Origin of the sequence: Lysobacter changpingensis (assembly GCF_017308985.1) — a bacterium.
GTDB lineage: Bacteria > Pseudomonadota > Gammaproteobacteria > Xanthomonadales > Xanthomonadaceae > Lysobacter_J > Lysobacter_J changpingensis.
Map to the genome: position 1 here is coordinate 48,611 of NZ_JADWPE010000004.1, position 16,990 is coordinate 65,600.

A 16,990-nucleotide genomic window follows, 5' to 3' on the forward strand; every position below is an offset into this window, starting at 1 on the left:
CGCCCAGCGAACCGAAGCACTCGCTTCTCACTCCTCACCCTCGTTCCTCCTCACTCGCCCCTGGCCCCATGCGTCCTTCCCCGCGCACCTCCGACGACCGCGAGTTCACCTTCGACGAACGCGACTTCCGCCGCGTCTGCCGGATGATCCGCGACCACGCCGGCATCCACCTGCACCCGCACAAGCGCGACATGGTCTACAGCCGCCTCGCGCGGCGCGTGCGTGCGCTGGACATGGAACGCTTCGGCGATTACCTCGACTACGTCGAGGCCGATCCCGACGCCGAGCTGCAGGGCTTCATCAACGCGCTCACCACCAACCTCACCTCGTTCTTCCGCGAGTCGCACCACTTCGACCTGCTCGCCGACCACCTGCGCGCGCATTGCCGCGACGGCGCGTCGATCTGGTGCAACGCCGCCTCCACCGGCGAGGAGCCGTACACGCTGGCGATCACCGCCTGCGAGGCGTACGGCACGATGACGCCGCCGGTGCGCATCCTGGCCACCGACATCGACACCAACGTGCTGCAGACCGCCGCGCGCGGCGTGTATCCGGTGGAGCGCATCAACGCGCTGTCGCTGCAACGGCGCCGCCAGTTCTTCCAGCGCGGCGACGGGCCCAACGCGGGGCTGTGCCGGGTCAAGCCGGAGCTGCAGGCGCTGATCGAATTCCGCCCGCTCAACCTGCTCGATGCCGACTACGGCCTACGCGGCGGTTTCGACGCGGTGTTCTGCCGCAACGTGATGATCTATTTCGACAAGGCCACGCAGTACCAGGTGCTCACGCGCATCGCACCGCTGATCGCGTCCGATGGCCTGCTCTTCGCCGGGCATTCGGAAAGCTTCGGCCACGCGCACGACCTGATCACGCCCTGCGGCCGGACCACCTACCGCCCCGCCTCCCGCACCGACCCCCGCCGATAGACGCAGCGACCATGAACGCCGCCATTCCCGCCCGTCCCGCGATCGAGCCGGGCAGCTATTTCGATCCGGTGCTGCAGACCGAGGCGATCAAGCTGCTTCCGGCCGATTACCGCGTCACCGATCGCCCGATCGCGCTGGTCACGCTGCTGGGCTCGTGCGTGGCCGCGTGCCTGTACGACCCGATGCTGCAGGTCGGCGGCATGAACCACTTCATGCTGCCCGGCGGCGAAGCGGGCTCGGTGTCCTCGCGCTACGGCGCGCACGCGATGGAACTGCTGATCAACGACCTGCTCAAGCGAGGCGCGCGCCGTGCGCGGCTGATGGCGAAGGTGTTCGGCGGCGGCAACGTGCTGTCGGGCTTCTACAGCGATCCGATCGGCACGCGCAACGCGAGCTTCGTGCTGGAATACCTCACCGCCGAGCGCATCCCGGTGATGGCGCAGGACCTGGGCGACATCCACCCGCGCAAGGTCTGCTTCTTCGCGCAGACCGGGCGCACGCTGGTCAAGCGCCTGCCGTCGGCACGCAACGACGTGATCGTCGACGCCGAACGCGCCTACTACGGTCGCCTCGCCCGCGAGCCGGTCGCCAGCGGCAGCGTGGAGTTGTTCTGATGAACGCGGCCGTACGTACTCCCGCACGCGGTCCCATCCGCGTGCTCGTGGTCGACGACTCGGCGCTGGTGCGCCAGTTGATGACGCAATTGCTGGAGGCCGATCCGGGCATCCAGGTCGTCGGCAGCGCGGCCGATCCGTACATCGCGCGCGACAAGATCAAGCAGCTCGAACCCGACGTGCTCACGCTCGACGTCGAGATGCCGCGCATGGACGGCCTGACCTTCCTGCGCAACCTGATGCGCCTCAGGCCCATGCCGGTGGTGATGGTCTCCACGCTGACCGAGCGCGGCGCGCAGGTGACGCTGGACGCGCTCGCGCTGGGCGCGGTGGATTTCATCGCCAAGCCCAAGCTCGACGTCGCGCGCGGGCTGACCGAATACGCCGGGCTGCTGATCGAGAAGGTCAAGCAGGCCGCGAAGGCGCGCGTGGTGCCGCCCTCGCCGGCCCGCGTCGCCGAGGCGTCGGCGATGCCGGCGGTGGCGTATCGCACGACGCACCGGCTGATCGCGATCGGCGCCTCCACCGGCGGCACCGAGGCGATCCGCGAAGTGCTCTCGCAGATGCCGGCCGATGCGCCGGCGACGGTGATCGCGCAGCACATCCCGGGCGCATTCAGCGCGCCCTTCGCCGATCGGCTTGATCGGCACAGCCGCATGACGGTGATCCACGTCGAACGCGACCAGGAACTGCTGCCGGGGCATGCGTACGTCGCACCGGGCGGTCGTCACCTGCGCGTGTTCCGCAGCGGTGCGCGCTGGCATTGCCGGCTCGGCGACGACGATCCGGTGCGCCGTCATCGTCCCAGCGTGGACGCGCTGTTCGATTCGGTGGCCGAACACGTCGGCGCCAACGCCAGCGCCGCCCTGCTGACCGGCATGGGCGACGACGGCGCGCGTGGCCTGCTCGCCTTGCGCAAGGCCGGCGCGGCGACGATCGCGCAGGACGAGGCCAGCAGCGTCGTCTGGGGCATGCCCGGCGCGGCGGTCGCACTCGGCGCGGCGCAGGAAACCGTGCCGCTGTCGCTGGTCGCGCAGAAGTTGTTGTCGGGCACCGCGCACGAGTAACGAACGCCTGCGTTTGTAGCCCGGGTAAGGCCGCAGGCCGCACCCGGGAAACAGGTCGCCGCGACGTTCGACCCCGGGTGTGCTTCGCTTACCCGGGTTGCAGGAGCCGACAACCGACTGATGCGGCGCCGTGCACGTCACCCCTCCCCGACCCTCCCCTGCACGCAGGGGAGGGAGCCCGCACGTCGCGGCGAGGAGTGAGTGAAGGGAAACGAGAACCCAGTGACCGCCCGCACCTTCGCCCCAACCAAAACCGTGACGCACTGACGCTTTTACTCACTTCTGGCTCCTCTGCCCTCGTTCCTCGCTCTAAAGCACCCGCAACCCCCGCCGTTATCTAAGTTGCCCCATTCGGTGAGATCGAAGATGGATTCCCGCGTACTGATTCGCCTTGCAGCGCCCGTGGCGCTGACGACCCTGCTCATCGCCGCCGAAGCGATGGGCTGGCCCTCCGCCGTGCAATGGGGCGCGCTGGTCGCCATGACGCTCGCGTGGCTGGGCTTTGCCTGGACGATGCAGCGTCCCAGCCACAACGATGCGGCGATGCTGCGCGAACAGACGCGCCTGCTCGACGACCTGCGCAACTTCGTCAATTCCGAAGTGCAGGGTTCGCGCGGCGAGATCGAGCGCACCCGCACGCTGATCCGCGAGTCGGTCGCCAAGCTCGGCACCAGCTTCGAGGCGGTGAACCGCAAGTCGCGCGAACAGAGCGAAGTGGTCTCGCGCATCATCGACCGCACCGACGGCGAACACGGCGGCGTGGACGTCTCGCGCTTCGCGCTGCAGGCCAGCCAGCAGATGGAACAGCTGGTGGAAGCGCTGGAAGCCGTCAGCGGCCAGAGCACCACGACGGTCACGCACATCGACGCGATGGCCGATCACCTGGACGGCATCTTCGCGCTGCTGGAAGACGTGAAGTCGATCGCCGACCAGACCAACCTGCTCGCGCTGAATGCCGCGATCGAAGCGGCGCGTGCCGGCGAGGCGGGCCGCGGCTTCGCGGTCGTCGCCGACGAGGTGCGCAACCTGTCCGAGCGCTCCACCGCTTTCAACGAACAGATCCGCAAGCTCGCGCACAGCTCCAAGGACGCCATCGCCCGCGTCCGCGACACCGTCACCACGATGGCGTCCCGCGACATGGACCGCTCCCGCGGCGCCCGCGCCGAAGCCGCCGCGATGCTGGAACGCGTGGACGGCATCAACCGCGGCCTAGGCAACGGCATGCGCGAGATCGCCGACTGCGGCCGCGCCATCGACGGCTCCGTCGCCGAAGCCGTGCGTTCGCTGCAGTTCGAGGACATCGCCACCCAGGCCCTGGGCGCGGCCACCACGCACCTGGACCGCCTGAGCGCGATCAACCGCGAGGCCACCGCCCTGCACCAGCTGCTGCACAACGCCGACCGCGCCGACGCCGAAGTACGCCAGGCCCTGCAGCAGCTCGGCCAGCGCATCGCGCAGATGAAGTCCGAGTGGGAGCGTCCGCCTCACAAGGCCGTGATGCAGCAGTCGATGGATGCTGGTAGCGTCGAACTCTTCTGACCTTCCATGACGGGATGAACGCGATCCCTCCATCGCCGGCCGGCTCCACCGGCCAGGACCCCGCCCACGGGCGCGCTGAAGAGCGCGCCCGTGCGCGTGTCGAGCCCGCTTCGCCCGATGTGGACGGACCGGCGGATCGGCTGGACGGCGGCGGCCTGCGCGCGCGGCTGCGCGGACGCCGGGGTTTCCTGCTCTCGCTGGCGATGGCCGCGCTGGCGATCGCGTGGATGGCGCTGATCGCCCCCGCCCTCGCGCTGGAACTGCGCCGCTTCTTCGGCGACGCCGCGCACTGGATCGCCAACGCGCTCTCGCTGCCACTGGTCGCGGTGCTGATGTTCCTGATGCTGCGCCGCACCTGTTCGGACGCGCGCGAGGTCGAACTGACCGCACACCTGCATCGCCAGCAGCAGGAACTGCACGCGCTCACCGGCCGCCTGATCGACGTGCAGGAAGCCGAACGCCGCACGCTGTCGCGCGAACTGCACGACGACATCGGCCAGGCGATCTCGGCGATGAAGATGTCGGCCACTTCGATAGAAGGCGAGAACGAAGCCGGGCGGCGCGAGATCGTCGAGGAGATCGTCGGCATCGCGGACGCGACCATCGCCAAGCTGCGCGACATCTCGATCCTGCTGCGCCCGCCGCAGCTGGATGCGCTGGGCCTGGTCGCGGCATTGCGCTGGCAATGCGAGCGGCTGTTCCGCGGCGGCGCGCCGGCGCTGGAACTCGATCTGTCGCCGCTGGCCGAACGCCCGGACGCTCCGGTGGAACTGGCATGCTTCCGCATCGCGCAGGAAGCGCTGACCAACGTGCTGCGCCATTCCGGCGCGACGCAGGTGACGGTGCTGCTCGCACCGCGTGGCGACCAGCTGCTGCTGTCGATCATCGACGACGGGCGCGGCTTCGATCCCGAAAACGTCCACGGCCTGGGCCTGATCGCGATGCGCGAACGCGCGACGCACCTGGGCGGCACGTTCGACGTGGAGACGGTGGCGGATGCGGGGACGTGCGTTCGTGCGTGCTTGCCGATGCGCATTGCGCGGCCCTGACGCAGCCGCCACGGCCCACGAGGCGATGCGGAATGCGGGCGTCCGTCAGCGCGTGGCGACCAGCACCCACAGCGGCTGCGGTATCGCGGCGCCCGGCGCGTGCACGCGCCTTGCGCACGCTTCGGCGAACCCGGCCTCGCGCATGTCGTCCAGCAGGTCCCAGCCGAAGTGGTGGAAGCACAGCACGCCGCCGGAGACGGGATCTCCGTGGTACTCGGGCTCGGGGATCAGGTGTTCGATCGTCCCGTCGCCGCGGACGCGTGCGAGGCGACGGGACTGCAGCATCGATTCCTGGAACGGCACGGTCAGCACCAGCGTGCCGCCCGGTCGAAGCACGCGCGCGCACTCGCGCAGGGCGAGGCGGTGCTCGGAGACGTGTTCGAGCACGTCCAGCGACACGATCGCATCGAGCGACGCATCGCGCCGCTTCAGCGCGGTCAGGTCGGCGAAGTGAAGGCATTCCCGCACGCCGTGCCACCACAGCCAGCCGGTCAGCCGAAGACGCCGGCGAAGGTCGCGCACGTACTCGCTACCGCTCAGGTTGGACAAACGGCGCTTCAGCGCGACGTAGAACGGCGTGGCCTGCTCGGTCGCGTAGACGCGCGCGTCGTCGCGGCCATGCAGTTCCTCCAGCAGCGTAACGACGGCCGCACGATGGCGCGCGTTGGTCCTGCAACGCGGGCATGCCAGTCCCTCGCGGAAGCAGATCTTCCGGCCGGTGGTTTCCACGCGGATGGCGTCTCCGCACAGGGGACAGCGCCCATCGACGACGAAGTCGTGCGGCAGCGGCTCGGGCGAGCCCGCGTCCGCCCTCCAGGCGGCGGCGGTGGACCACTGCAACGCAGACCCGCTCATCGCTTCGCGCGCCATGCCGCCAGCAGCACCGCCGCAGCCGATGCCACGTTCAGGCTTTCCACCAGCCCCGTCCCCGGAATCGACAATCGCAGGTCGCAGGCCGCCGCCAGTTCACGGTCCATGCCCTCGCCTTCCGCGCCCAGCACGTAGATCGTGCGATCGGGCAGTGGCGTGGCGAACACGTCGGTACCGCCGTTCACCACCGTGGCCGCGAGGGTGAAGCCGGCGCCACGCAGCTGGGCGATGGCGTTGTCCTCGCGGCCCAGGCGCACCAGCGGGACCGCTTCGGCGCCGCCTTCGGCCACGCGCGCGGCGGCGCCGGACAACGACAGGTTCGAATGCTTCGGCAGCAGGATCGCCGACACGCCGAAGTGCGCCGCCGAACGCAGGATCGCGCCGAAGTTGTGCGGATTGCCGACGCCGTCGAGCCAGATCGCGCACTGCGGACCGGACGGCAGATCGCGCAGCCACGTCGACAACGGCAGCGGTTCCTCGCGCAGCACGTCGGCGACCACGCCTTCGTGATGGCTGCTGGCGGCGAGCTTGTGCAGGTCGAGTTCGTCCACCACGCGATAACCCACGCGGTTGGCGACGCACCACTTCAGCAGCGGCTGCAACGCGGGAATGCGCGCTTCGGCGAGGTACAGCTTGCGGATCGCCTGCGGCCGGCGCGAGAACACCGCGTGGATCGCGTTGAGGCCGTACAGGCGCAGCTCGGCGCTGCGGCGTTCGCGCGCGGGATGCGCGACGTGCTCGCCTTCGTGGCCGGTCGCGTCGTGGGCTGCATCGTGCACGCGGGCTTCGTGCGGACGGGCGTCTTGGGCACGGCTGCCGCGCGCCTGTGCGTCGTGCGCATCGCGGTCGCGGCGGAAGCGCGCGGTGTGCTCCTCGAACCGCTCCTTGCGGCTGCGCACGTGCGTGCCACCCCACGGCGACGCTGCGTCGCGCGAAGGCGGGCCGGGCGGGCGCGGACCACGGGGCGGACGATTGGGCGGATCACGGTGCGTCACACAGACTCCTTCGTACTTTGGCGAACACGCGCAGGTCGTGCGCATGGCCGTCCTTCACGAGGGCGCAGCGCGCGACGCCCTCCTCGATGAAACCGTTCTTCAGCAGCACGCGCGCGGACGCCTCGTTGAACGTGAGCACATTCGCCTGCAGCCGATGCAGCGAAAGCGCCTGCATCGCCCACGGCACGTACAACGCGACCGCGCGCGTCATCAGTCCGCGACCCCACATCGACCGGCCGAGCCAGTACCCCAGCTCCGCCGACTGACCGCGTTCCGCCTGCCCCGGCCGCGCGGCGATGCCGCCGCACGCCTGTCCGTCCACTTCGATGGCGAACACCGGATCGTCGAAATCGACGACCTCGCCGGCGAGGAAGCGTTCGCCGTCCTCACGCGTGTACGGATGCGGGAAGCGGCTGCTCAGGCCGCGCACGACCTCCGCGTCGTTGGCGTGGCGCAGCAGCGGTTCGAGATCGTCCGCGCGCCACGCCCGCAGCACGAAGCCGTCGCCCTGCAGGCGGACGGAACGTGGATCGCGGACGGGCGGGCTGGCGAGCATGCGCACAGGGTACCCGCGCGAGGGCGCGGGAATCCGAACGGCGTGTTCAGTCGGGCCCCGCCGCCTGCCCGTTGCCGGGACGAAGGCGGCGGAACCGGCGGATTCAGCCTTCGCCCTGCAGCGAGGGCTGCGCGGACGCGGCGGCGGCGGACTCGTCCGCCGGCTGCGCGCCGCGACGGCCACGCCAGAAATCGGCGTTGCGGATGCCCAGCGCGTCCGGATCGAACACCGGGTCCAGGCCCAGCTTCTTCTGCCGTTCGTAATCGCGCAGCGCGATCATCGCCGGCTTGGCGAGGATCAGGATCGCGATGATGTTGAGCCACGCCATCAGGCCCACGCCGATGTCGCCCAGCGCCCAGGCCACGGTCGCGTTGTGCGAGGCGCCGAAGATCACCATGGCGATGATGCCCAGCCGCAGCAGCAGCACGGTCAGCGGGCGGCGACGGCCGCCGTTGACGTAGGCCAGGTTGGTTTCGGCCATGTAGTAATAGGCCATGATCGTGGTGAAGGCGAAGAAGAACAGCGCCACCGCGACGAAGCCCGCGCCCCAGCCCGGCAGCACCGATTCCACCGCCGCCTGCGCGAAGCCCGGTCCCGCCTCGATGCCCGCCAGCCCCGAATACAGCGCCGCACCGTCGGCGGCGACCACGTTGTAACGGCCGGTGGAGAGGATCAGGAAGGCGGTGGCGGTGCACACCATCATCGTGTCGAAGTAGATCGCGAACGCCTGCACGTAACCCTGCTTGGCCGGATGCGAGACCTCCGCCGCGGCCGCCGCGTGCGGACCGGTGCCCTGGCCTGCCTCGTTGGCGTAGATGCCGCGCTTGACGCCCCACTCCACCGCCAGGCCGAGCAGTGCGCCGTACGCCGCGTGGCCGCCGAACGCGCTGGAGAAGATCATGCCGAACATCTCCGGCACCTGCCCGGCGTTCATCGCCATCACGACCACGGCCATCAGGATGTAGCCCATCGCCATGAACGGCACGACGATCTCGGCGAAGTTCGCGATGCGCTTCACGCCGCCGAAGATGATGATCGCCAGCAGCACCGACACCGCCGCGCCGATGCCGAGCTTGAACGCGACGCGCGCATCCAGCCCGAACCACTGGCCGTCGAGCGAACCGCACAGCGCCGAGCCGTGGCACACGTTGGCGGCGCTGTCGGCGATGGCGTTGGCCTGCACGCCGGGCATCAGGAAGCCGGCGGCGGCGATCGTCGCGATCGCGAAGGCCATCGCGTACCACTTCAGGCCCATCGCCTTCTCGATGTAGTACGCCGGACCGCCGCGGTAGCGACCTTCGGCGTCCTTGGTCTTGTAGATCTGCGCGAGCGTGGATTCCACGTACGACGTCGACGCGCCGAGGAAGCCCATCACCCACATCCAGAAGATCGCGCCCGGCCCGCCGAACGCGATCGCCGTGGCCACGCCGGCGATGTTGCCGATGCCGATGCGCCCGGCCATCGACATCGCCAGCGCCTGGAACGACGACACGCCCGCCTCTGACTTCTGCCCGGCGACGGTGAGGCGGAACATCTCGACGAAGCCGCGCACCTGCATGAAGCGGGTGCGGATGCTGAAGTACAGGCCGGCGCCGAGGCACATGAAGATCAGTGCCTGGCTCCAGACGATGCCGTTGACGGCGCTAAGGATGTTTTCCACGCAGGCTCCCGGACGGAGGAAAGGGCGTCGCCCCGTCGTGGGGGAACCGCCCGATTCTGCATGAAAGCGCGGCGCCGTGCGTGCCTGCCGGCGATCCGCGCAGACAGGTTCGAACCTGCGCCGTCATGCTCGCCCCGGCACGAAGGGCACGCGTTACGCGTGCCCGCCCACCGACGGCGTCGTGGCCTCCAGCTTCTCCAGCTCCTGGCCCACCGCTTCGGGCGATCGCGTGTACTTCGCCAGCAGCATGTAGAACGCCGGCACCACGAACAGCGACAGCAACGTCGAGAACGAGACGCCGAAGATCACCACGATGCCGATGGTCGCGCGGCTTGCCGAACCCGGGCCGCCGGCGAGCACCAGCGGGATCGCGCCGACGACCGTCGCGATCGAGGTCATCAGGATCGGGCGCAAACGGACCGAGGAGGCCTCGACGATCGCCTCGCGGATGCTGCGGCCTTCGTCGCGCAGCTGGTTGGCGAACTCGACGATCAGGATGCCGTTCTTCGCCGCCAGGCCCACCAGCATCACGATGCCGATCTGGCTGAACAGGTTGAGCGTGCCGCCCGTCGCGGCGAGGCCGATCAGCGCGCCGAGCACGCCCAGCGGCACGGTGAGCATGATCACGAACGGATGGATGAAGCTTTCGAACTGCGCGGCGAGCACCAGGTACACGACGAGCAGCGCCAGGGTGAAGGTCAGCAGCACCGCACCGCCGGCCTGGATGTACTCGCGCGACTCGCCCTTCCAGTCGATCTGCGCATGATCCGGAAGCTCCGCGCGCACGGTGTCCTGCAACCAGGTGATCGCATCGCCCATCGGATAGCCCGGCGTGAGGCCGGCGCTGATCGTGATGGCGCGCAGTCGGTTGAAGCGGTTGAGGCTGCCGGGCTCGGCGAGTTCGCGCAGCGTCACCAGGTTCGACAGCGGGATCAGCGCGCCGTCGCGCGCGCGCACCTGGATCGCCGCGAGGTCTTCAGGCGAAGCGCGCAGTTCGCGGTCGGACTGCACGACCACGTCGTACTCCTCGCCGTTCTGCACGAAGGTGGTGACGCGGCGGCTGCCCATCATGGTTTCCAGCGCGTGGCCGATGTCGGTCACCGGCACGCCCAGGTCGGCGGCGCGCTGACGGTCGATCTCCACGCGCATCTGCGGGCGCGTTTCCTTGTAGTCCGAATCGACCGAGAAGAAACCCGGGTTGGTTTCCATCTTCGCGATCAGCTTGTCGCGCCACTGCGCCAGTTCGGCGTATTCCGGGCCGCCCAGCACGATGTTGATCGGCTGGCCGCGCGAGCGCACCAGGCCGCCGGACACCTGCGGCATCGCGCGCACGCCGGGCAGCTTGCCCAGTTCGGACCGCAACGATTCGGCGACGTCGGCGGTGGAGGTGGTGCGGTTCTTCCAGTCCTGCAGGAACACCGAGATGCGACCGGTGTGCATCTCCTCGCTGGCGCCGAAGCCGCCCGGCACGCGCGGGTTGTAGCGCTGGATGGTCTCGCCCTCGCCGGTGTGTGCGGCGACGATCTTCTCGACCTGCTGCACCTGGCCGACGGTGTAGTCGAAACCGGCGCCTTCCGGCCCCTGGATGGAGATCGAGAAGAAGCCGCGATCCTCCGCCGGCGCCAGTTCCGACGGAACCAGCTTCAGCAGCAAGCCGCTCACCACCATCGTCGCGAGCATCACGCCGACGACGAGCATCCACAGCTTCGACGGCTTGTGGTCGGTCACGCGCGAGAGCAGCCCGCGATAGCGCGAGGTGACGCCGTCCAGGCGCGCGTTCACCCAGCGGTGGACGACGTTGGATTTCTCCTGGCTGTGCGGGCGCACGAGCTTGGAGGACATCATCGGCGTGAGCGTCAGCGCGACGAAGGCCGAGATCGCCACCGCGCCGGCCAGCGCGACCGACAACTCGCGGAACAGGCGACCGGTGTTGCCTTCCATGAAGCCCACCGGCAGGAACACCGCGACCAGCACGGCGGTGGTCGCGATCACCGCGAACGCCACCTGCGCCGTGCCGCGCTTGGCCGCGACCAGGCGCGGCTCGCCCAGGTCGGTGCGTCGCTGGATGTTTTCCAGCACGACGATGGCGTCGTCCACCACCAGGCCGATCGCCAGCACCAGTGCGAGCAGCGTCAGCAGGTTGATCGAGAAGCCGAACAGGTACAGCGGGATGAACGCGGCGATCAGGCACACCGGCACCGTCACCGCCGGGATCAGCGCGGCGCGGAAGCTGCCCAGGAACAGCCAGATCACCACCAGCACCAGCACGATCGCCTCGATCAGCGTGTGGTACACGCGTTCCACCGCCGATTCGATGAAGATCGTGGTATCGAAGGCGACGAAGATCTTGGTGCCTTCCGGCAGCGTCTTCTGCACCTTCTCCGCTTCGGCGCGCACCGCGCGCGCGACGTCGAGGCTGTTGGCGGTGGAGGTCTTGACGATGCCCAGGCCGATGTTCGGCTCGCCGTTGCTGCGGTAGTACGCGCGGCGTTCGGCGGACGCGAGCTCGATGCGCGACACATCGCCCATGCGCACCACGTAGCCGTCCACGCCCTTGCCCAGCGGGATCTGCGCGAAGTCTTCCGGCCGCTGGTAACTGCGCGCCACGCGCAGGGTGAAGTCGCGCGCGTTGGATTCGATGCGGCCGGCGGGAAGCTCGACGTTCTCCGCTTCCAGCGCGTTCTCCACGTCGTTGACGGTGATGCCGCGCGCGGCGAGCGCGTCGCGGTCCAGCCAGATGCGCATCGCATAGCGCTGCTGGCCGCCGATGCGCACCTGCGCCACGCCGTCCACGGAGGACAGGCGATCGACCACGTAGCGTTCGGCGTAATCGGACAGCTGCAGCGTGTCCATGCGCGTGGAGCTCATGTTGAGCCACAGGATCGGGTCGGCGTCGGACTCGACCTTCTCGATTTCCGGCGGATCGGCCTCTTCCGGCATGCGGTCGAGCACGCGGCTGACCGCGTCGCGCACGTCGTTGGCGGCGGCTTCGATCTCGCGGTTGAGCGTGAATTCGATGCTGATCGCCGCGCGTCCGTTGACGCTGCGCGATTCGATCGTCTCGATGCCTTCGATGCCCGCCAGCGCGTCTTCCAGGATCTGGGTGATGCGCGTTTCCACCACCGCCGCCGAGGCGCCGGGATAGTTCACGTCCACCGAGACGATCGGCGGATCGATCGCCGGCAGTTCGCGCAGGGTGAGGCGCGAGAACGCCATCACGCCCAGCACGATGATGAGCAGGCTCATCACCGTGGCGAACACGGGACGGCGGATCGAGAGGTCGGACAGATTCATGACGTCACCCGTGGAGGAGTGAGGAACGAGAAGCGGGGCGTGGGACCGGCGATGAAGCGCTTCCGCTCACTTCCCACTCCTCCTCGCTCGCTTGCGATGCTCAGCCGGCCTTGGCCGTGCCGTTCTTCGTGGCGGCGCCGACTTCGCCCGCCGGCGCCTTGTCGCCCGCCGCGTCGACGATGCGCGCGCCCACGCGCAGCTTGCCGGTGCCGTCCACGACGATGCGGTCGCCGACGTTCAGGCCCTGCGCCACTTCGGCGAGGCCGTCACGACGGCTGCCGACCTTGATGTCCACGCGTTCGACCGAGGAGTCGGGCTTGACGCGGTAGACGAACGAATCGGTGCCGACCTGCACGATGGAGATTTCCGGCACCAGCAGCGCCTCGCGCTGCGGGCGCGACAGCGTGACCTGCATCAGCATGCCCGGGCGCAGCGCGCGGTCGGGGTTGGCGAAATCGCCGCGCACCACGACCGAACGCGTGGCTTCGTCCACGCGCGCGTCGATCGTGCTGACCTGGCCTTCGAACGTGCGGCCGGGATACGCCGCGCTGGTCCCGGCGACCTGCTGGCCGACGCCGAGCGCGGCGATCAGCGCCTCGGGCACCGGGAAATCGACGTAGACGCGGGCGGTGTCGTCGAGCGTGGCGATCGCCGTGCCCGGCTGGACCAGCGCGCCGGGGCTGACCTGGCGGATGCCGAGCACGCCGGAGAACGGCGCGCGGATCACGCGGTCGCCGATGTCGGCGCGCATCTGCGCGACACGGGCCCGCGCGGCATCGCGCAGGGCGAGCTGGGTGTCGAGGGTGGAACGCGCGACGAGCTGCTGGTCGGCGAGTTCGCGCTGGCGCTGGTAGAGGCGTTCGGCTTCGTTGGCGGTGGCTTCGGCCTGCTTCAGCGCGGCCTCCTGCTGGCGGCCGGTGAGCGTGACCAGCGGCGCGCCCGCGGCCACCACGTCGCCGCTTTCGAAATGCACCTGCTGCACCGTCTCGCTGACCTTGGCGGTTACGGTGATGGATTCGCGCGCCTTCACGTTGCCCAGCGCCAGCACCGTGTCGCTGAACGGCTGCAGGCGCACGCGCTGCGTGGTGACCGGGATCGGGCGCTCGCCGCCGTCCTGGCGCTGCTCGGCGCCATTGCTGCCGCATGCGACGGTCGCGCCGGCGAGGGCCAGCACGAGGCCGGCTCGGAGGACGCGAAAACTGAAGCTGGAGCGAGGTCGCATGCGGGGCCTGGAAGGAAACGACGAAGGTGGAGCGGACGCGCTGTGAAGCCCGGGGATTCTAGCGGCCGATCTTCAACGGTCGCCTAGCCCATTGGTTGACAACCGATTGCGCAAACGCCTTCACGCGCCAGATCGCGCAAGGCCGTCGGTCGGCCGGCGCCTGGCCGGGGCCGAACGGGATCTGACACCCGACTGTGGCACTCTCCGATGACGGTCTCGTGCAGGGCCGCGACAGGCGCCAGGGGCCCGCCACGCACCTGTCCGGCGCCCGCGGCTGGCCGCTTCCGGCGGCTCCGTCCGTCCCGCTCCAAGCCCACTCGCGCAGGAGTTCCCCCCATGATCCACGACAGCATCCTCGACACCATCGGCCGTACCCCGGTGGTGCGCCTGCACCGCCTCGCGCCGGAACACGTCACGCTCTACGCCAAGGTCGAGGCCTTCAACCCCGGCGGCTCGGTCAAGGACCGCCTGGCGCTGGCGATCGTCCTCGACGCCGAAGCGCGCGGCCAGCTCAAGCCGGGCGACACCGTGGTCGAGGCCACGTCCGGCAACACCGGCGTGGCGCTGGCGATGGTCTGCGCCGCGCGCGGCTACAGGTTCGTGGCGGTCATGAGCGATTCGTTCTCGATGGAGCGCCGCAAGCTCATGCGCGCCTACGGGGCGAAACTCATCCTCACGCCCGCCGCCGAACGCGGGAGCGGCATGGTGCGCCGCGCCGCCGAACTGGCGGAGAAGCACGGCTGGTTCCTCGCGCGCCAGTTCACCAACCCGGCCAATCCCGCGTACCACCGGCAGACCACGGCGGCGGAGATCCTGCGCGATTTCGCCGGCCGCCGGCTCGACCACTTCGTCACCGGCTGGGGCACGGGCGGCACGCTGACCGGCGTGGGCGAAGTGCTCAAGGTCGCGCGCCCGGAAGTGCGCGTGACCACGTGCGAACCGGCGGGAGCCTCGCTGCTGGCCGGCAAGGAATGGCAGCCGCACAAGATCCAGGGCTGGACCCCGGACTTCGTGCCGGAAGTGCTCAATCGCGACGTCGCCGATGCGATCCTGCCGGTCGACGACGTGCTCGCGCGCGACACCGCGCGTCGCCTGGCGCAGGAGGAAGGCCTGTTCGTCGGCATTTCCGCCGGCGCCACCGCCGCCGCCGCGCTGGAAGTCGCGCGCAATGCCGAGGAAGGCTCGGTGATCCTGGCGATGCTCCCAGACACCGGCGAGCGTTACCTCTCGACGTTCCTGTTCGAAGGGGTCAACGAAGGGTCGGATGACGAGTGGCTGGCGTCGCTGGGGTGACGCGCGTTCAGCCCCTCTGCCGTCGGGAGAGGGCGATCGAAGTGGCTCCACATGCCCATCGAAGTCATCCAGACCGACATCACCACGCTCGACGTCGACGCCATCGTCAACGCCGCCAACGAGAGCCTGCTCGGCGGCGGCGGCGTGGATGGCGCGATCCACCGCGCGGCGGGGCCGGGGTTGCTCGCCGAATGCCGTTCGCTGCCCGAAGTGCGCCCCGGCGTGCGCTGCCCGACGGGCGAGGCGCGCGCCACCGGCGGGCATCGGTTGCCGGTGCGTGTCGTGATCCACACGGTGGGGCCGGTGTGGCGCGGCGGCGCTTCGGGCGAGCCGGCGCTGCTGGCGTCGTGTTATCGCCGGTCGCTGCGGCTGGCGCTGGAGCAGCGCGTCGCGTCGATGGCGTTTCCGGCGATCAGTTGCGGGATCTACGGCTACCCGCCGGAGTCGGCGGTGCCGGTCGCGGTGCGCGAAGTGCGCGACTGGCTGGCGCAACACGAAGCGCCGATGCGCGTGGTGTTCGCGTGCTTCGGGGAGACGATGGCGCGGTTGTATCGCGCGGAGCTGGGAGGTTGAGGCGTTCTGCGCGTCCTCCCGGGTGCGCTGCGCCTGGCCGGGCTACAAAGGCGAACTATGCCGGGCGCTGGTAGCCCGGGTAAGGCCGAAGGCCGCACGGGGCCCTCATCCTTGAGGAACCCCCGCCATGTCCGGCAGCCGATGCGCAATGCCCTTATGGCAATCGATGCACGTCTTCTCCCCCGTGCCGAGCCAGCGCTTGTGGATCTGCGCGGCGCGCGAACCCTGGCGGGTGAGGTCCATCGAGTCGTACTGATGGCAGTTCCGGCATTCCAGCGAATCGTTCGCCTTCAGCCGCGCCCATTCGTGCATCGCCAGTTCCAGGCGGTGATCGAGGAACTTCTCGCGCGTGTTCACCGTGCCGAACACCTTGCCCCACACTTCCTTCGATGCCTGCATCTTGCGCGCGATCTTGTCGGTCCAGCGATGCGGCACGTGGCAGTCCGGGCACGTCGCGCGCACGCCGGAACGGTTGGTGTAGTGGATCGTCGTCTGCAGCTCCTGGTACACGTTGTCGCGCATCTCGTGGCAGCTCGTGCAGAACGCCTCGGTGTTGGTCGCTTCCAGCGCGGTGTTGAAGCCGCCCCAGAACACGATGCCCGCGACGAAGCCCGCCGCCACCAGGAACCCCAGGCTGTAATGCACGCTGGGGCGGCGCAGCGTGAGCCATATCGGCCGCAACCACGACCACACGCGTTCCCGGAGACGACGCATCACGGCCTCCCCTGCGCGGTTTCCGCAGTGGCCGTGCCGGCTTCGGCCGCCGCGAGCACCGCGTCGATGGTCTGGAAGGTGTTGTTCACCAGCAGCGGCGCATCGGTCTGCACGACGTGGCACTGGTTGCAGAAGTAGCGCCGGGAGGAAATCGTCGCGAGGAACTGGTCGTCGCGGTCCATGTAGTGCGTGACGCTCACCGGCGGCGCCTGGAACTTCTCGGCGTTCGCGCGCGCGTGGCAGAGCATGCAGCGGTTGCTGTTCATGTCGACCTGGTAGCCATCGATCGCGTGCGGGATCGTCGGCGGCTGCATCGGATACGCGCGCTCGCGCTTCACGTCCATGTTCTGCACGTGCCACAGCGGCTGCGGCGCGGCTTCCTGGTCGACCGGAATACCGCGGCGCAGCGCATCGACCTGCCGGAGATCGGTGCGGCCGAGCGCCGAATCCGCACGCACGACCGGCGTCGTCACTGCGGCGACTTCGCGTTGCGCTTCATGCTTCCGCTCGCTGCCGCGCCCGAACAGCCAGCCGGCGACGAACACCAGGACCAGCAGCCCGACGGTGAGCGCGCCGGCGATCCACAACGGGCGATTTCGCGTGAATGCGTTGCTCATGGCC

General features: G+C 69.5%; 14 protein-coding genes and 1 pseudogene. 7 read left to right on the top strand and 8 right to left on the bottom strand.

All coding sequences use genetic code 11. The features are described 5' to 3' along the window. Nucleotides 1–68 precede the first annotated feature (68 nt). The 5 genes from I4U41_RS13590 to I4U41_RS13610 all read left to right on the top strand — a co-directional run bounded on the left by I4U41_RS13590 (nt 69) and on the right by I4U41_RS13610 (nt 5,192). Nucleotides 69–923: a CheR family methyltransferase gene (locus I4U41_RS13590; protein WP_206861709.1), complete on the top strand. Its 855-nt coding sequence runs from the start codon at nt 69–71 to the stop codon at nt 921–923. 11 nt (nt 924–934) lie between these two features. Further along, the gene (gene cheD, locus I4U41_RS13595; protein ID WP_206861710.1) at nt 935–1,537 is read left to right on the top strand and encodes a chemoreceptor glutamine deamidase CheD; all 603 of its coding nucleotides are present in this window, start codon (nt 935–937) and stop codon (nt 1,535–1,537) included. After that, the gene (locus I4U41_RS13600; protein ID WP_206861711.1) at nt 1,537–2,604 is read left to right on the top strand and encodes a protein-glutamate methylesterase/protein-glutamine glutaminase; all 1,068 of its coding nucleotides are present in this window, start codon (nt 1,537–1,539) and stop codon (nt 2,602–2,604) included. The genes cheD and I4U41_RS13600 overlap by 1 nt, the downstream gene beginning before the upstream one ends. A gap of 366 nt (nt 2,605–2,970) precedes the next feature. Then, on the top strand, nt 2,971–4,143 hold the full coding sequence (locus I4U41_RS13605) for a methyl-accepting chemotaxis protein (protein WP_206861712.1): 1,173 nt from the start codon (nt 2,971–2,973) through the stop codon (nt 4,141–4,143). Between the two features lie 14 nt (nt 4,144–4,157). Further along, nucleotides 4,158–5,192, top strand: coding sequence for a sensor histidine kinase (locus I4U41_RS13610; RefSeq protein ID WP_206861713.1), 1,035 nt, complete (start codon nt 4,158–4,160; stop codon nt 5,190–5,192). A 45-nt stretch (nt 5,193–5,237) separates the two neighbouring features. On the opposite strand, the gene I4U41_RS13615 is transcribed toward I4U41_RS13610, so the two are convergent. The 6 genes and pseudogenes from I4U41_RS13615 to I4U41_RS13640 all read right to left on the bottom strand — a co-directional run bounded on the left by I4U41_RS13615 (nt 5,238) and on the right by I4U41_RS13640 (nt 13,789). Further along, nucleotides 5,238–6,047, bottom strand: a complete 810-nt coding sequence (locus I4U41_RS13615; protein ID WP_206861714.1) for a class I SAM-dependent methyltransferase — start codon at nt 6,045–6,047, stop codon at nt 5,238–5,240. Next, nucleotides 6,044–6,977 (bottom strand): annotated as a pseudogene (locus I4U41_RS13620) (TrmH family RNA methyltransferase). Before I4U41_RS13620 ends, I4U41_RS13615 begins: the two are co-directional and overlap by 4 nt. 66 nt (nt 6,978–7,043) lie before the next feature. Continuing rightward, nucleotides 7,044–7,613 (bottom strand): GNAT family N-acetyltransferase, encoded by a 570-nt coding sequence (locus I4U41_RS13625; RefSeq protein ID WP_206861716.1) that lies wholly within the window; start codon nt 7,611–7,613, stop codon nt 7,044–7,046. Nucleotides 7,614–7,716: 103 nt separating this feature from the next. Next, nucleotides 7,717–9,273: an amino acid carrier protein gene (locus I4U41_RS13630; RefSeq protein WP_206861717.1), complete on the bottom strand. Its 1,557-nt coding sequence runs from the start codon at nt 9,271–9,273 to the stop codon at nt 7,717–7,719. A gap of 153 nt (nt 9,274–9,426) precedes the next feature. Further along, entirely contained in the window at nt 9,427–12,567 is a 3,141-nt protein-coding gene (locus tag I4U41_RS13635) for an efflux RND transporter permease subunit (RefSeq protein WP_206861718.1), read from the bottom strand. 100 nt (nt 12,568–12,667) lie between these two features. After that, nucleotides 12,668–13,789, bottom strand: coding sequence for an efflux RND transporter periplasmic adaptor subunit (locus tag I4U41_RS13640; RefSeq protein ID WP_425492587.1), 1,122 nt, complete (start codon nt 13,787–13,789; stop codon nt 12,668–12,670). 336 nt (nt 13,790–14,125) lie between these two features. Between I4U41_RS13640 and cysK the strand changes: the two genes are divergently transcribed. Both cysK and I4U41_RS13650 read left to right on the top strand, forming a co-directional pair. After that, complete coding sequence (gene cysK / locus I4U41_RS13645; RefSeq protein ID WP_206861720.1) at nt 14,126–15,082, top strand: cysteine synthase A; 957 nt, start codon at nt 14,126–14,128, stop codon at nt 15,080–15,082. Between the two features lie 51 nt (nt 15,083–15,133). Beyond that, the gene (locus tag I4U41_RS13650) at nt 15,134–15,655 is read left to right on the top strand and encodes an O-acetyl-ADP-ribose deacetylase (RefSeq protein ID WP_206861721.1); all 522 of its coding nucleotides are present in this window, start codon (nt 15,134–15,136) and stop codon (nt 15,653–15,655) included. Between the two features lie 105 nt (nt 15,656–15,760). Here the strand turns inward: I4U41_RS13650 and I4U41_RS13655 are convergent, their stop codons facing one another. Both I4U41_RS13655 and I4U41_RS13660 read right to left on the bottom strand, forming a co-directional pair. Then, nucleotides 15,761–16,369 (bottom strand): cytochrome c3 family protein, encoded by a 609-nt coding sequence (locus tag I4U41_RS13655; RefSeq protein WP_206861722.1) that lies wholly within the window; start codon nt 16,367–16,369, stop codon nt 15,761–15,763. Then, nucleotides 16,369–16,986: a nitrate reductase cytochrome c-type subunit gene (locus I4U41_RS13660; protein ID WP_206861723.1), complete on the bottom strand. Its 618-nt coding sequence runs from the start codon at nt 16,984–16,986 to the stop codon at nt 16,369–16,371. The genes I4U41_RS13655 and I4U41_RS13660 overlap by 1 nt, the downstream gene beginning before the upstream one ends. Nucleotides 16,987–16,990: the final 4 nt, after the last annotated feature.

Excerpts from the sequence above, each read along its gene's own strand:
- cheD (WP_206861710.1), top strand. The coding sequence starts at position 935 with ATGAACGCCGCCATTCCCGCCCGTCCCGCGATCGAGCCGGGCAGCTAT.
- I4U41_RS13600 (WP_206861711.1), top strand. The coding sequence starts at position 1,537 with ATGAACGCGGCCGTACGTACTCCCGCACGCGGTCCCATCCGCGTGCTC.
- I4U41_RS13590 (WP_206861709.1), top strand. The coding sequence starts at position 69 with ATGCGTCCTTCCCCGCGCACCTCCGACGACCGCGAGTTCACCTTCGAC.
- I4U41_RS13655 (WP_206861722.1), bottom strand. The coding sequence starts at position 16,369 with ATGCGTCGTCTCCGGGAACGCGTGTGGTCGTGGTTGCGGCCGATATGG.
- I4U41_RS13605 (WP_206861712.1), top strand. The coding sequence starts at position 2,971 with ATGGATTCCCGCGTACTGATTCGCCTTGCAGCGCCCGTGGCGCTGACG.
- I4U41_RS13640 (WP_425492587.1), bottom strand. The coding sequence starts at position 13,789 with ATGCGACCTCGCTCCAGCTTCAGTTTTCGCGTCCTCCGAGCCGGCCTC.
- I4U41_RS13635 (WP_206861718.1), bottom strand. The coding sequence starts at position 12,567 with ATGAATCTGTCCGACCTCTCGATCCGCCGTCCCGTGTTCGCCACGGTG.
- I4U41_RS13610 (WP_206861713.1), top strand. The coding sequence starts at position 4,158 with ATGAACGCGATCCCTCCATCGCCGGCCGGCTCCACCGGCCAGGACCCC.
- I4U41_RS13625 (WP_206861716.1), bottom strand. The coding sequence starts at position 7,613 with ATGCTCGCCAGCCCGCCCGTCCGCGATCCACGTTCCGTCCGCCTGCAG.
- I4U41_RS13650 (WP_206861721.1), top strand. The coding sequence starts at position 15,134 with ATGCCCATCGAAGTCATCCAGACCGACATCACCACGCTCGACGTCGAC.
- I4U41_RS13660 (WP_206861723.1), bottom strand. The coding sequence starts at position 16,986 with ATGAGCAACGCATTCACGCGAAATCGCCCGTTGTGGATCGCCGGCGCG.
- cysK (WP_206861720.1), top strand. The coding sequence starts at position 14,126 with ATGATCCACGACAGCATCCTCGACACCATCGGCCGTACCCCGGTGGTG.
- I4U41_RS13615 (WP_206861714.1), bottom strand. The coding sequence starts at position 6,047 with ATGAGCGGGTCTGCGTTGCAGTGGTCCACCGCCGCCGCCTGGAGGGCG.